Source organism: Sorangium sp. So ce693 (genome assembly GCF_051521375.1).
Classification (GTDB): domain Bacteria; phylum Myxococcota_A; class Polyangia; order Polyangiales; family Polyangiaceae; genus Sorangium; species Sorangium atrum.
The window spans coordinates 3,454,128-3,467,977 of sequence record NZ_CP150347.1; the positions used below are offsets into that span (position 1 = coordinate 3,454,128).

Genomic DNA, 13,850 nt, shown 5'->3' on the forward strand with positions numbered 1-13,850 from the left:
CCCGGTGCGGGCGCGAGGTGCGCTTCAGCGATCGGCGAGCGGCAAGGTAAACGAGAAGGTGCTCCCGTCGCCAACCCGGCTCTCCACCCAGATTCGCCCACCGTGCGCCTGCACGATCCCCCGCGCGATCGCCAGACCGAGGCCAGTGCCGCGCTGCCCGTTGTTCGGGCGCGTCCAGTACGGGTCGAAGATGAGTGGGAGATGTTCGGCCGCGATTCCGACACCGGAATCCCGGACGTGGATCCCCACCTCCCCGTCGAGCGCCTCGGCACGCACGCAGATCGCCCCGCCGTCGGGCGTGAACTTGTGGGCATTCCTGAGCAGGTTGGAGAGGACCTGGACGATCCGGTCGCGATCGGCGAGCACCGGCGGCAGATCCGTCGGAACCTTCACGTGCATCGACAACGAGCGGCCGGTCTCGCCGAAGCGCGCTGTTTCCGTCGCATCCGCCACGAGGTCGGAGACCTCGTGGGGGGCGGGCAGGATCGACAATCGGCGAGCGTCGATGCTCGCCACGTCGAGCAGGTCGGCGATGAGGCGGTTGCTGTGGCGCGCTGCGCGCTCGATCGTCCGTACGCCGTCCCGCAACTTCTCCTCGTCGACGCGGGACGCCAGCTCCCGCTTCAGCAGGGCCGCCCGGAGCATGATCGCGCTGAGGGGGTTGCGGAGATCGTGGGCCACGATGCCGAGCATCTGCTCGCGCTTCCGGACCGCATCCTGTGCCTCGGCGCGGGCGCGCATCTCCGACTCGAAGAGGGCATTGCGCTCGACCGCCTGAGCGCACTGATCCGCCATCGTGGCGACCAGCTTACGCATCGCCGGATCGAGGCGGCACGAACCCTCGATGATGAACACCAGGCCGCCGAGATCCCGACCGTGGATCCGGAGCGGCAGCGCCACGAGGCGTGGCGAGGCCATGGCGGACATGGTGGGGCGCGGGGCGAAGCGCGTGGCGGCCCCCTCGACCTCGTTGGGGTCCGGCAGGATGACCAGCTCGCCGCGGCACAGGGCCAGGACGACCGGCTGCTCCGGATCGGACGGGATCGACGGGAAGGGCGACGTCCCGTTGTCGCCGGTCGAGGCCACGAGGCGCAGCCCTCGTGGGTCGTCCGTTCGCAGGTAGGCCCGCGCGCCCTGGGCCTGAAGGATCGCGCCGATCGCGCGGATCGCGACGCCGGCGGACTCTCCGGCGCTGCACGTGCGGGCGAGCGCGGCCGTGACGGCCTGCAGGCGGGCGAGCTGCTCGCGCGCCTCCTCTGCCTGGATCCGGCCCGCCTCCTCGGCCTCGCGGCGGCGGCTTTCCCATGACGCCTGCAGCTCGCGCTCGATCGTGTAGGCGATGTGCGCCACCAGCGCGAGCCGCTCGGGGCTGCCGGTCGCGACGGACGTGCTGACGTCGATCGCGCCGATGATCGTACCGTCGGGCGCGTGGATCGGCGCGCCGGTGCACGTGCAATCGTCGAATGCGCTCGCGAAATGCTCCGGTCCGACGATCGCGACCGGGCGATTGGCTGCAATGGCGGTGCCGGCGCCGTTGGTCCCCATCGTCCGCTCCGACCAGTCGAATCCGGGCAGGAGGCCGAATGTCTCCATCATCGAACGAGACGTGCCGACCGAGTGAAGGACGATGCCGTCCCCATCGACGAGGTAGACGGCCGGCTCCGACGCCCGTAGCAGCGCGGCGGCCCAGTGCAGGTGAGGGATGGCGGCCCGGACCAGGTCGGCGCTCCGTTCCAGCCTTCTCGCGAGCTCCTCGTCGTCGATCCGCCGGAAGGGCGGACGAACGGGGTCGACCGCCGCCGCCCGACTGCGCTCCCATGAGTCGAGTACGAGACGGCGCAGCGGGTCGGCGAGATCCAGCTCGCGGACGAAGTCATTCCAGTTGCGGAACCGTTCTTTCGCGACCGTGGCGCCCGGCGTTCCAGCATCCCCCATGAACACCAACCTCGTAACACGAGAGCTGCACCAAAGCACGAGTCTGCTGACCCGATAACTCGCCGTTCACGTCACCATGCTGCGGAGCGTGGTCGGCGTCGTGCGGCTGCTTGGCCGCATGGTCGTGTTCTCTCGCATGGCTGCCGGGGCGCAGGCCCTACACGTCAGGGAAGAGGGAAGATGTCGTCTCCGCAGCCCGGCAGTCCGATCTGTAGAGCTCAGGAAATCGCGACCAGGGCGAGGTCGGAGAATTCGCCTGAGACTGGCGTATTCGAAGCTTTTTGAGAGACGATGGTCCAGCGGTCAGCGGATGGTCGGGCCCGACGTAACCGCCCCGCCGCCGTCATCCACCGGACGCCTGCTCCCGGAGCCTTCGTCGGGCATACCCGTCGCGGGACGACATCGGCGTGCGAGCCCGTCGGCAGCGCAGGCGGCTGCAGTGGTCGCCTCGTTTGCCAGCACCCTGAGCCGCGCCGTCGCCCTCGGGGATGAGGTAGCGGCCCGGGTCGTTCACGAGGCGATCGGCCGGCGGCTCGGGCTGCCGCTGGCACCGGAGAGGTGAGCAAGCTTGGGCCGAACGTCGAGCCCGCCGCTCGCGTGATCGAGCGCGCCCCGGTCAACGAGCGCGAGGAGGACGGCGCGCGAGGCTGGATGACGTGCGCGGCGACAGACGACGACCAGCTCGGCGGGGCGCGGCGCTGCGCGGATCTTCCACGCGGCGAACTCCAGGTCGAGCGAGGAGCAGCGAACAAGCACGGCGCCGCTCTTCGCCGCAACGGTCCGGAGCGCGCGACGGCGGGGTGTTCCTCGGCGCGAGCGAGGTGTAGGATGCCCTCTTGAATCAGCCCACACCATACGGCCCCGATCTGCTCGACGTCCTCGAGGCGCGGTTCAACTTCCGCGAGCTCCGCCCAGGCCAGCGCGCGGTCATGGATGCCTTGCTCTCGGGCCACAGCGCGCTCGCGGTCTTCCCGACAGGCGGCGGCAAATCGCTCTGCTACCAGCTCCCCGCGCTCCTGCTCGACGGGGTCACGATCGTCATCTCTCCGCTGATCGCGCTGATGAAGGATCAGATCGATTTCCTCAGCGCGCGCGGCATCGCCGCGGTCCGGCTCGATTCGTCGCTGTCAGCCGACGGCGCGGCGGAGGCGCACAGGGATCTGCGCTCGGGCAAGACGAAGCTGCTCTATGTCGCCCCCGAGCGGTTCGTGAGCGAGCGGTTCATGTCGCTGCTGAAAGAGCTCAAGATCGCCATCTTCGCGGTGGACGAGGCCCACTGCATCTCCGAGTGGGGACACAACTTCCGCCCCGACTACCTGAGGCTCGCGGACACCGCCCGGGCGCTCGGTGTGCCACGCGTGCTCGCGTTGACGGCCACCGCGACGCCCGGGGTCGTGCGCGACGTCTGCGCCACATTCGGCATCCGCGAGGAGCACACGGTCATCACCGGCTTCTACCGACCGAACCTCGAGCTCCGCGCGACGGCGGTGAGCGCGACCGCGCGCGACCGGGTCCTGATTGAGCGCCTGCGATCCCGGCCGCCCGGCTCCACCATCGTCTATGTCACGCTCCAGAAGACCGCCGAGCACGTGGCCGAGAAGCTCGCTTCTGCGGGGCTGCCGGCGCGCGCGTACCACGCCGGGATGGAGGCGGCGGAGCGCGCGCGCGTGCAGGACGACTGGATGCAGAGCGACCGCGGCATCGTGGTCGCCACCATTGCGTTCGGGATGGGGATCGACAAGCCCGACGTGCGTTATGTCGACCATTACAATCTCCCGAAGAGCCTCGAGAGTTATAGTCAGGAGATCGGCCGCGCCGGCAGGGACCAGGCGCACTCGGTGGTCGAGGTCTTCGTGTGCGGCGACGATCTGCCGGTCCTCGAGAACTTCGCCTACGGCGACACGCCGACCGAGGACGCGCTCCACGGGGTGGTCGGCGCCGTGCTCGCCGCGCCCCAGGTGGAGCTCGGCCTGCACGCGCTGGGGACGCGCCACGACGTCCGGCCGCTCGTGCTCCGCACCGCGCTGACCTACCTCGAGCTGATGGGCGCGGTCCGGCAGCTCACGCCGCACTACGCCGGCTACGAGGTGCGGCTCCACCGCAGGCTCGAGGAGGTCATCGCGTCGGTGAAGGGCGAGCCGGCGCGGTTCCTCGAGGCGCTCTTCGGCCATGCGAGGAAGGGGCGAGTCCTGTACGCGGTCGACCCGGCCGCCGCCGCCGCCGCGCTGGAGCAGCCGCGCGAGCGGGTGGTGCGCGCGCTCGAGTACCTCGAGCGGCAGGGGCTCGCGGAGCTCAAGGCGTCGGACATCCGGCACCGCTTCGTGCGCGTCGCCTCGACGGACGACGCGGGCGCCCTCGTCGGCGAGCTCCTCGCGCGCTTCGCGAGGCGCGAGGACGCCGAGATCGGGCGCGTGCGGCAGGTGATCGAGCTGCTCACCTCGGAGCGCTGTCACGCCGCCGCGCTCGCCGCGTACTTCGGCGAACGCCTCGACGCCGCGTGCGGGCGCTGCACCTTCTGCCGCGCCGGCGTCGCGGTGACGCTGCCGGAGCCGGCGCACGCGCCGCCGATGCCGGTGGGGCTCGACGTCGCCGCGTTCACGGCGCTGCGCGCGGCGCACGCGGGCGCCCTGGGCCATCCTCGCCAGGCGGCGCGTTTCCTCTGCGGCCTCTCGAGCCCGGCGACCACCCACGCCAAGCTCGCGCGCGATCCGCTCTTCGGCGTCCTCATCACGCGCCGGTTCGCCGAGGTGCTCGACTGGTGCGCCGGGCTCCCCCGCCTCGCCGGCGCCGCAGCAGCGACCTGACCAAGGCCGGCTCCCGTTGGGCCACACAGGAGCCGCCCTCGGCGGCAAAACAGGCGGAAGCTATGAAAATCGCTACCATTTCCGGCGGCCGCTCGCCGTCGGCCGCTTTCTCTGGCGGGGTCTCTGTCCCGCGGTGCTAGCCGGATCGCCGGAACAGGCTCATCAATCGCCTGAGCAGCCCCGGTTTCGCGGTCGGCGCGGCCGCCGCCGGTTCCGCCTGGTCGCGGCGTGCTGACCTTGGCGCCGCATCGCGGGGCTTGGCTACAGCGGCGTCGCGGGGCTTTGCTGCAGCAGGAGGCGCTCCGGGCTCCTCACGGGCGGCCTCCACGCTCTGGTCCACGGCGCGCTCGGCCGCGCGGCTCGGTGCCTGCTTCCCTGCCTTCTTGTCGGCCCGCGCCTGGACTCTGGCCTTCATTGCCTCCTTCGCGGTGAGCGCGGGCTTCTTCTTCCGCGGGAATGCGGCGCTGGGGGGAGGCACCCACGCGGCGTCCCGGCGCGGCTCGGGAGTCGCCGTCGTCTCTGGCGCCGGAGCCACGCCGCGCGTCTCGGCGGGCTGCGACTGCCGCGACGACTTGCGGGAAGCGTTGGCCTCTCCGGCGGCGGGCGCGCGCTTCGCGTCGGCGAGGGCGGCGCGCTCCGCCTCGTTCTGCGCGGGATCCGCGGCGGCAACCGCGCGCTGCTCTCGCGTGGCGGCGCCCTGTGCTGGAGGGGCGGCGGGCGCGTGGGTCTGGGTAGCGCCCCCGGCGCCTGTCCGGCCGCGCGGCGTCGCCCCATCCCGCGGCCACCTGGCCTTGTCCGGCGAGCGGCGCTCGGCCGCGTTGCCGTCGCGCGCCCCGCGCTCGGCCGGGCCGCCGTCGCGTCCTGCGCGCTCCGCCGGCCCGCGCTCGTGCGCTCCACGGTCGGCAGGTCCACGCTCCGCCGGCCGCGCCGAGCGCCGCGGCGGCGGCTCCTGCGCGGGCGCTGGCGTGCGCGGTCGGCGCATGTCGATGACCCGCGGCGGCCGCGATCGAGCGGGCGCAGCGGCGGAGGGTGCAGCGGGCGCAGCGTCGGCCGGCACGACCACGGCGTCTGCTGCGCTCGCTGCGCCCGCCGTCGTGGTCGTCGCCGTGCCGCCGGAAGAGGCCTCCACGCTCGCTTCCGCCGCCCCTCCGGCGGCTTCCGTCGCGCGCTCCTCGACGGGCCCCGCGCTCTCCGGCTGCCCCTCCCCGTTTTCCGCTGTGCTTTGCTCGACCATGGGGCTCCTCCATAGCGTTGTCGGGCGCTCCGCGAAACCGGATCTCACCGCCTCGCACGCGTGGCGGGGGCGCGGCCCGCTGCCCTGCGTGTGCCGCGGACCGCGCGAGCCCATCGAGGGTCGGCGCGCGAACCCACGAGCGCGCGCCCGTGACGGCCCGTCGACCTCTCGCGGCGCGTGGCCGGCGCGGTGCGAGGCGTTCGTTCCAGGCGCAAGCCGACGCCGGAGCAGGTCGGCAGGGCCGCGGCGCGTAGCCTGCGCGATGCGTGTCGTTCGAAGAGCGAAGAGAGGGATGAGGCGGCCGCGCCGTGCGGAGCTGCGCGCCGCGCGCCGTCGCGGCAAGCCGGCCCGGGGGCGCTCGGCCCCGGCCGGCTTGCCTTGCGGCCCGGCTACTCGCCCAGGTAGGGGACGAGGTTGACGGTCTCGCGGTCGAGCTGGTGAATCCCGAATCGGCCGGCGGCGAACAGGACCTCCTCGCCGCTGGTCACGAACCTCTCCGGCCAGCCCCACGTGGGGAAGAACGCCTGTGCCTTCGGCGCCTCCGGCTCCTCGAGCGAGATCGCCAGGGCGCCGCCGGGCACCTCGAAGAGCGCCCGCATGTCGGCCGTGTGGCGCAGCGACGCCCACGAGGCGAGTCGGACGGTGGAGAGCACGTCGAACTCGGGGATCGCGGGGTTCTCGTTCTCGTTCTCCGGCTCGGGCGGCGGCGCCTCACTTGCCGGCGAGAGCGTGGTCAGCTTCTGGTTCGGATCCCATCCGCCGTACCACCCGTTGCCCGGGCGCCAGATCAGGCTGTGGGACAGGACGGGCAGCCCGCGGCCGTCGATGGAGATCGCGTTGACCTGGCGGTCGGGGAACTTCTGGTACTCCTGCAGGTACGCGAGCCCCTCGTGCACCTCGAGCCGCGCGATCGCCGTCTCGATGAACTGCTGGCCCCACACCCTGTCCCTCGCGTAGATCGACGCCCCCTGGATCGCGAGGACCTCGCCGGGCACGTTGATCCCCGGATCGAGCGCGGGCTGCGACGGGTTGGTCAGATCGAGGTGCGTGAGGAAGTACTGCGTGCGCGGGCGCGGATCGTCCGGCGCGAGCCCGCTCATCGAGCGCTTGATATTGAAGTAGAGCTCCCCGTTGTCGTTGAGGACATTCACGGTCTCGTTGTCGTCCGGCAGCGCGACGGCCGGCGTCACCGTCGGGTGGTCCGGGTCGGAGAGGTCGACCACGTGGACCTCGATTTGTGCCCAGCTGCGGCGCGGGACGTACTCATAACAATACGTCGACGTGATCCCCACGATGTCGTTCCGGTCGACCTCGACCGGCGTGCAGCTCGTGTCCGCGCCGGGGTGGTCCGTGCACTCCGCGAACCCGCCGTTGCAGTACTCCTCGCCGCCGATGTTGCGGCACGTGCGCTCTCCGGCCATGTACGTGCAGCCTTCCTGCCCGAAGCAGCCCGGATCCTCGACCGAGTTGGTCCGGCACGCCCAGCCGACCCCGAGGTCCTCGGAGTGGCCGATGACGCGCAGGAAGGCGAGGGCATCGCGCCCGGGGTGCACGGTCGAGAACGAGCTCGCCCCGCCGTAGTAGCCGCCCGTGGCGGGGAGATCGCTCGTGTCGAGCGTGCCCGCCCGCCGCGGCGCGGTCGGATCGGACAGGTCGATCACCTCGAGGTGGGTCACCTTGCCCACCCAGTTCTCGAAGGTGGTGGTCAGCGACACGAGCAGGTCGCCCACCTGATGGAGCTGCGCGTCGGCCGGCAGATCGAAGGTGGCGATCGGCTGCGCGAGCTGGGTGAGCCCCGTGCTCGGCACGACCTCCGCCTTGATCTTCCGGTTCTCGGCGGGGGTCCAGTAGAGATCGTAAGGCATCTTCACGCGGACGCGGTGCTCGCCGAACGCGAAGACCTTCACATAATCCGGGGCGAGATCGAGGTGTCCGAGCTTCTCGGGCGTGTCGAGCTTGTCCTGCGCATAGAGGGTGAGCTCCTCATCGGAGACGTTCGCGGTGGCGATGTCCTCGGCGCGGAACGTGCGGCGCGCGGGCGTCCCGTGCTCCATCACGCCGCGGCGGGTCAGCGTGGTGTCCGAGAAGGTGAAGATCTGCACGCCGGAGAACGGCCGCCGGTAGTTGTCCACGGTCCTGCTCGCGGAGAACGGGAGCAGCACGAGGCCCGTCTCGGGCTCTCCGCTCGGCGCCACGGCGTCCACCGCGTCGTCGAGCACGGTGAACGCGCGGTGGTCCCAGTCGGCCTCGGACCAGCTCCAGCCCTGGGCGCCGCCGTCGATCTCGGCGCGCGCCACCAGCGGATCCTGGCTGGTCAGATCGGTGATGTCGTAGAGGCTGGCCGCGAGCTTCCGGCCGTTCTGATCGTTCACGCCGATGCCGATCAGGCGGGTCGCGCCGAAGACCGGGCGGAAGAAGTTGTTCCACCCGGACACGATGAACTCGCTCTCCTCGGTGATGTTCCCGCTCGGATCGATGGAGAAGGCGTGGAACGGATCCTGACGCCGGTAGGTGACCGCGAACGCCCTGTCGTCCAGGAAGATGGCGCCGTAGAGCGACTGTTCGGCGCCGAAATCCTCGCTGTCGATCGGCACGATGTTGTCGGGATCGGCCGCGTTCCACGTCTCGAGGTAGCTGGGCGACCCGTCGGCCCACTGCGGACCGGAGAAGACCCGCAGCATGTTGTCGCGGAAGTCCATGTGGAACTGGGAGCGCACGTAGCCGGCCGCGCTCACGCTGTCGCGCAGCACCATGGACCCGTCGCGGTTCGAGATGTCGATGATCGAGATCTCGCTGGGATCCTGCGACCAGCTGCCGCTGTTGCGCGCCACGAGGAGCACGTCCGCCTCCGCGTGGATGGCGGTCACGGTGTCGCCGAGCTCGATCTCGCTCCTCTCGACGAGCGCGTCGACGCCGACATCGAAGCTCCGGACGAGGGTCTTGTTGACCCACTGGAACTGCCCGGGGTTGATCTCCTCGAGCTCCGAGCCGTTCGAGGCGATGTAGAGCGAGCTCGCGCTCTCGCCGCGCGCGAGGCGGCTCGTCATGATGGCGCCCGTGACCGGGTACTGCGACAGGAGCTTCGGCGCGGCGCGGTCGGCGATGTCGATGAACAGCACGGTCCCGCCGGTCCGCCGCTCCACGGTGAGGCCATCGGCCTTGAGCTGGTAGCCGGCCCAGTCGTTCAGGAGCACGACCGCGCGGTCGCCGACGACGTACATCTCGACAGGCGTGCCGGCGATCTGCATCTGGCCCAGGAACTTCGGGTCCGACGGGTCCTGGATGTCGATGACCTGCAGGCCGCGGAAGGTGTTGAGGTTGAGGAGCTGCCCGCCGCCGAGGACGCGGTAGATGTCGCCTTCCTCGAGCTCGCGGCTCTCTTCCTCCTCTTCCTCCTCCTCTTCTTCCTCTTCTTCCTCCTCGCCGAGGTAGCCCTCGGTGAACGGATCATCGGCCGACACGAAATCGGTGGGCCCCTGTGGGGTCTCGGGCTCTGGCTCCTCGGGCTCTTCCTTGGGAGGATCGGGATCAGGCTCCTCCTCTTCGGGCGGAGGGTTCTCGTTCTCTTCTTCGTCCGGCTCCGGCGGGGTCTGCTCCTGGGGCACGGGCTTGGTCTCGTCGTGCCCGCATCCCTGTCCGAGCATCAAGAGGAGCGCGGCCATCACGCTGGCCTGCGCCGACAGCACGCCTCTGAACAGTGCTCTTCTCATCACCACGGCTCACTCCTCCCTGGTACCTCGCTCGAGGTACGGAGACTGCACACATCGATGGGTCGACCACGGTTCAACGTGGTCGGAACGTCGCGGCCCGAGGGCGGCGGTGCGGCGAGTCCCCGGCGAGCGGTCGAGGGCGCGTCCGGCACGGCGCAGCCCGCGATCGAGCCGATCTTCGCGCCTTCGTGCTACGGCGGACCGTAAGCTTGCATCCAGCGGAGTATCCACCTTCTGGAGGAGCCGCTCAACGTGGAATGCTGTGACGGAACGGCGGCAGAGCGGATCGCTCGGCGTGGCGCAGCAGGGTGTCTTGGGTGGAGTGGAGCGCCGAACGCTTACATGTGGCGGCGTCTGCCCACGCGACGCGGCGCTGGTCGACCTCGGCTCGTGCCGGTCTGCGGGCGCTCAACGCCCTCTATCGTGACGTCGAGCGGCGCGGGACTCGCGTTCTCGCTCGCCGATCAGGCCGCCTCTTCCTTCTCTTCCAATCGCGCCACCGGCAGCGCCACGAAGAACGTCGACCCCTTGGAGACCACGCTCTCCACCCAGATACGCCCGCCATGGCCCTCGACGACCCGCTGCGCGATCGCGAGCCCCAGCCCCGTCGAGCGCTCGCCGCCGGTGCTGACCGTCCTCGCCCGCCCGAACGGCCGGAAGAGCTTCCCGAGGTCCTCCGCCGCGATCCCGGGCCCCTCGTCCCTCACCGACAGGATCACCTCGGCCCCTCCACCGGCGTCGCCCCCGCGGCCCCCCTCGACCCGGACGCGGATGGTCGTGCCCGGAGGCGAGTAGTGGATGGCGTTGCTGATGAGGTTGTTGAGCACCTGCTCCAGCTTGTGGACGTCGACCTCGACCCGCGGGACGCCCTCGTCGCTCTCGGCGACGAGCTTCATGTTCTTCTGCCCCGCCAGCACCATGTTGAGCGCCACGTTCGACTCGACGAGCTGGACGATATCCGTGCTCTTCCTGTCGAGGTTCAGCTTGCCGAGCTCGATCATCGACACGTCGAGCAGATCGTTGATGAGCGAGAGCATGAATTTGCTCGAGCTCCTGATCATGTTGACGATCTCGACGCCACCCTCCTTGAGCAGCGACGACGGCTCCCCGCGCCGGTGGCTCATCAGCATGAAATCGCTGTAGCCCAGGATGACGCCGAGCGGGTTCCTGAGGTCGTGGGCCGCCATGCCGACGAAGCGGTTCTTCTCCTCGTTCAGCCGGACCAGCTCCGCGTTCTTCGCCGCGAGCTCCTCGTGCATCTGGACGAGCTGCCGGTTGCTCTCCTCCAGCGTGTCGGCGTACTGCTTGAGCTTGAGCTGGCTCCGCTTGTGCTCGATGGCATAGCGGATCGTGCGCTCGAGGATCTGCGCGTCGAACCTCCCCTTCACGAGGTAATCCGCGACGCCTGCGCTCATCGCGGCCATGTCGATCTCGTCGTCGCCGACCCCCGTCAGCATGATGATGGGGATCGCGCAGCCGAGGTGGTTGGCCTCGCGCACGACGTCGAGGCCCGTCCGAGCGTCGAGCCGGAAGTCGAGGAGGCAGACGTCGTAGCCGCCGGCGCGCAGCGCCCGGATCGCCTCGTCCGAGCTGCTCAGCCACGTCACGTCGTACCGGGTGCGGGGAGCGTCGCGGAGGAGCCTCCGCGTGACGAGGTGGTCGACCTCGTCGTCATCCACAAGCAGGACCTTCATCTCGCTGTCGTTCATCGGGGGCCTCGCCCACGCCGGACATCGGCGATCTCCCGCCGGCAAGCTTCGCGCCACGCCGCCTGCTCCACCCCCACCGTGGCGGGGGCCAGGGTCTTCGCCCCGACCTTCATTGCCGGCGCTTCTGCTCTTCGGCGACGCCCACGAGCGCGCGCGCCAGGGTGATGAGCTGCCCCGCGTCGAACGGCTTGACGAGGAACGCCGACGCGCCGAGGCGCGACAGGCACTGCCAGTCGGCCGCGCCCCCGGTTCCCGTCGCCACGATGATCGGGAAATCCCCTTGTGGGAGCTTGCGCACCGCCGCCGTGAGCGCGATGCCATCCAGGCCGGGCATGTCGAGGTCGAACACGCCGAGGGAAGGGCGGTTCGCCTCGATGGCCGCGAGCGCCGCGGCGCCGTCGGGCGCCGTCTCGATGGCCGCGCCGGGCAGCGCCTCCGCGAGGACGCTGGTGAGGAAGCTGCGGAACGACGGGCTGTCGTCGGCGACCATGACGCGCGTCGTGCGCGCGTACGCCGGCATGGCGCCGCGCGCGTCGAGCAGCGCCTCGCGCAGCGCCTCCGCGCTCGCCGTGCGCTGGTCGGGCTCCTTGGCCAGCGCCGCGAGCACCGGCGCGTCGAACGACGCCGGCAGATCCGTGCAGAGCTCGCTCGGCGGGATCGGGGGCTGATACGCGTGCTGCATGACCAGATCGACGGTGCTCGTGCTCTGGAACGGCAGGCGGCCGGCGAGCAGGTAGTACGCGACCACCCCGAGCGCGTAGACGTCGATGCGCGGCAGCAGCGCGGGATCGAGCTGCCGGCCCAGCGCCACCTCCGGCGCCAGGTACGCCGGGGTGCCGGAGAAGGCGAGCTCGATCCGATCGCCGCGGGGGATCCGCTTCGCGAGCCCGAGATCGGCCACCACCACGCGGAGGGCCTGGCCGACGAGGATGTTGCTCGGCTTGACGTCGCGGTGGGCGATGCCCGAGGCGTGGATCGCCGAGACGCCGAGGCAGGCCTGGTCGAGGACGCTCAGGGCCTCGTCGAGGCCGAGCCGGCCTCCCTTGTTGTGGACATGCGTGTCGAGCGTGACCCCGGGCACGTACTGCATGACGAAATACGGCGCGTTCTCGTACTCGCCGAACGCATAGATCTCGACGACGTTCGGGTGGTGGACGCGCGCCATCGCCCGCGCCTCCGCCAGCAGGCGGGCCTGCATCTGCGCGTTGTCGAGCTGCTCGGGCCGGAGCAGCTTGATGGCGACGTCCCGCTGGAGCTGCTCGTCGCGCGCCAGGAGGATGACGCCCATCGCCCCTTCTCCGAGGCGACCGAGGACGCGGTAGACCCCTCCAAGCAAGGTGCCCTCGGGCGGCACCTGAACCGCGCTGCCTCCCTCGTGCATGCTCGAGCGCGCCGCGGCCTTCCAGAGGTCCTCGTCGCTCAGCGTGGAGCCGTCGCCGTCCCGCTCGGCCGGCGGCTCCGCCCGCCCGGGAGGACGGTCGCGTACCACGGTGTCGACGCCCTGCAGCGTATCCGCGACGTCGGGCACGAGCGGCGCGGGGGGATCGCCGCCGTTCGCGCTTCCAGTGCTGAAGCCGGGCGAGCCGTCCGCCGCGTCTGCCATGGTGCGCATGATACGTGCCCTGCGCATGGCTATCAACGGAGAGCGTCATGCGCTGCAGCTGCGAACCGCGGTGCACGCGGCGGTCTTCCGGCGTGTCGCCGACGCGTCACGGTCAAGCGGGATGTCGCTGCTGTGGCAGGATGCCACGCTGCGCGGCGAGCGTGGCTTTGCGCCGCGCTCGCCGGCCGGCCAGGCCGTCGCGCTCGTAGGCGCGGAGGAACCGGTCGATCTCGTAGCCCTGCCCGCGGAGCAGGTCGAAGAACCGCTCGTGCGCGGGGCCTGGGGAGCCCGTCCCGGGCGAGCGGCAGCGCAGCGCGGGGCACGGGCGCCGAGCCGCGTTCATACCAGAGCTATTGAACTGGGGTCAATCATGCCGCGGCGAGGCGCGGCACCGCGCGGGGGGGGGGGCCGGGCGGGCGGCTGGCTCACGCTGCTCGGTGCACGCCGAAGAAGCGATGGCCTTGACGCGTGTCGCCGGCCTCGATTGTTTCAGCCGTCCAGCAGCGATCCCTCTCGTCAATCCATGGCGAGCTTCGCCTCTTCCCCGCCGAGCATACGGGCGAGCCAGCATGGCGGCAGGGTCGTCACGATCACCTCGGTCGTGGGCTTGCAGGCAGAGCCAGGCCGCATGCCTGCCGTCGGACCTGCCTGTCGGCGGAAAGGCGGTTACCGAGGGAGTAACCGTCCGGCGATGAGGGGTTTTTTGAAGGCCGACGTGAATCGGAATGGCTATACCCAAATGGCCACTAGGACGCTCTCGGTTGAGTCCGTCTGTGCCGGCGCGCCGGGAGCGAGGAACGGCTGTACAGTGCAGTACAATATAGAAAATGAGTGTTGATGGATAACGGCTAGCGG

8 protein-coding genes are annotated in these 13,850 nt (G+C 70.7%); 1 reads left to right on the top strand and 7 read right to left on the bottom strand.

What is annotated here, in order from left to right; genetic code table 11:
- Window positions 1–24 precede the first annotated feature (24 nt).
- Both WMF14_RS13270 and WMF14_RS13275 read right to left on the bottom strand, forming a co-directional pair.
- The gene (locus tag WMF14_RS13270; protein WP_437801343.1) at window positions 25–1,935 is read right to left on the bottom strand and encodes an ATP-binding protein; all 1,911 of its coding nucleotides are present in this window, start codon (window positions 1,933–1,935) and stop codon (window positions 25–27) included.
- 510 nt (window positions 1,936–2,445) lie between these two features.
- The gene (locus WMF14_RS13275; RefSeq protein ID WP_437801344.1) at window positions 2,446–2,691 is read right to left on the bottom strand and encodes a hypothetical protein; all 246 of its coding nucleotides are present in this window, start codon (window positions 2,689–2,691) and stop codon (window positions 2,446–2,448) included.
- 80 nt (window positions 2,692–2,771) lie between these two features.
- Here WMF14_RS13275 and WMF14_RS13280 point away from each other — a divergent pair, with 80 nt between their 5' ends.
- A complete protein-coding gene (locus WMF14_RS13280; protein ID WP_437801345.1) occupies window positions 2,772–4,739 on the top strand; it encodes a RecQ family ATP-dependent DNA helicase in 1,968 nt (655 codons plus the stop codon).
- A gap of 136 nt (window positions 4,740–4,875) precedes the next feature.
- On the opposite strand, the gene WMF14_RS13285 is transcribed toward WMF14_RS13280, so the two are convergent.
- The 5 genes from WMF14_RS13285 to WMF14_RS13305 all read right to left on the bottom strand — a co-directional run bounded on the left by WMF14_RS13285 (window position 4,876) and on the right by WMF14_RS13305 (window position 13,338).
- A complete protein-coding gene (locus WMF14_RS13285) occupies window positions 4,876–5,973 on the bottom strand; it encodes a hypothetical protein (RefSeq protein WP_437801346.1) in 1,098 nt (365 codons plus the stop codon).
- Between the two features lie 389 nt (window positions 5,974–6,362).
- A complete protein-coding gene (locus tag WMF14_RS13290) occupies window positions 6,363–9,683 on the bottom strand; it encodes a beta-propeller domain-containing protein (protein WP_437801347.1) in 3,321 nt (1,106 codons plus the stop codon).
- A 464-nt stretch (window positions 9,684–10,147) separates the two neighbouring features.
- Window positions 10,148–11,377, bottom strand: a complete 1,230-nt coding sequence (locus WMF14_RS13295; protein WP_437801348.1) for an ATP-binding protein — start codon at window positions 11,375–11,377, stop codon at window positions 10,148–10,150.
- Between the two features lie 124 nt (window positions 11,378–11,501).
- Window positions 11,502–12,995: a protein kinase domain-containing protein gene (locus tag WMF14_RS13300; protein ID WP_437801349.1), complete on the bottom strand. Its 1,494-nt coding sequence runs from the start codon at window positions 12,993–12,995 to the stop codon at window positions 11,502–11,504.
- 112 nt (window positions 12,996–13,107) lie between these two features.
- On the bottom strand, window positions 13,108–13,338 hold the full coding sequence (locus WMF14_RS13305; protein WP_437801350.1) for a hypothetical protein: 231 nt from the start codon (window positions 13,336–13,338) through the stop codon (window positions 13,108–13,110).
- Window positions 13,339–13,850: the final 512 nt, after the last annotated feature.

What these genes read in the sequence shown, in the direction of transcription:
- WMF14_RS13270 (WP_437801343.1), bottom strand. Translation starts at nt 1,935, where the DNA reads ATGGGGGATGCTGGAACGCCGGGCGCCACGGTCGCGAAAGAACGGTTC.
- WMF14_RS13285 (WP_437801346.1), bottom strand. Translation starts at nt 5,973, where the DNA reads ATGGTCGAGCAAAGCACAGCGGAAAACGGGGAGGGGCAGCCGGAGAGC.
- WMF14_RS13290 (WP_437801347.1), bottom strand. Translation starts at nt 9,683, where the DNA reads ATGAGAAGAGCACTGTTCAGAGGCGTGCTGTCGGCGCAGGCCAGCGTG.
- WMF14_RS13295 (WP_437801348.1), bottom strand. Translation starts at nt 11,377, where the DNA reads ATGAAGGTCCTGCTTGTGGATGACGACGAGGTCGACCACCTCGTCACG.
- WMF14_RS13300 (WP_437801349.1), bottom strand. Translation starts at nt 12,995, where the DNA reads ATGGCAGACGCGGCGGACGGCTCGCCCGGCTTCAGCACTGGAAGCGCG.
- WMF14_RS13305 (WP_437801350.1), bottom strand. Translation starts at nt 13,338, where the DNA reads ATGAACGCGGCTCGGCGCCCGTGCCCCGCGCTGCGCTGCCGCTCGCCC.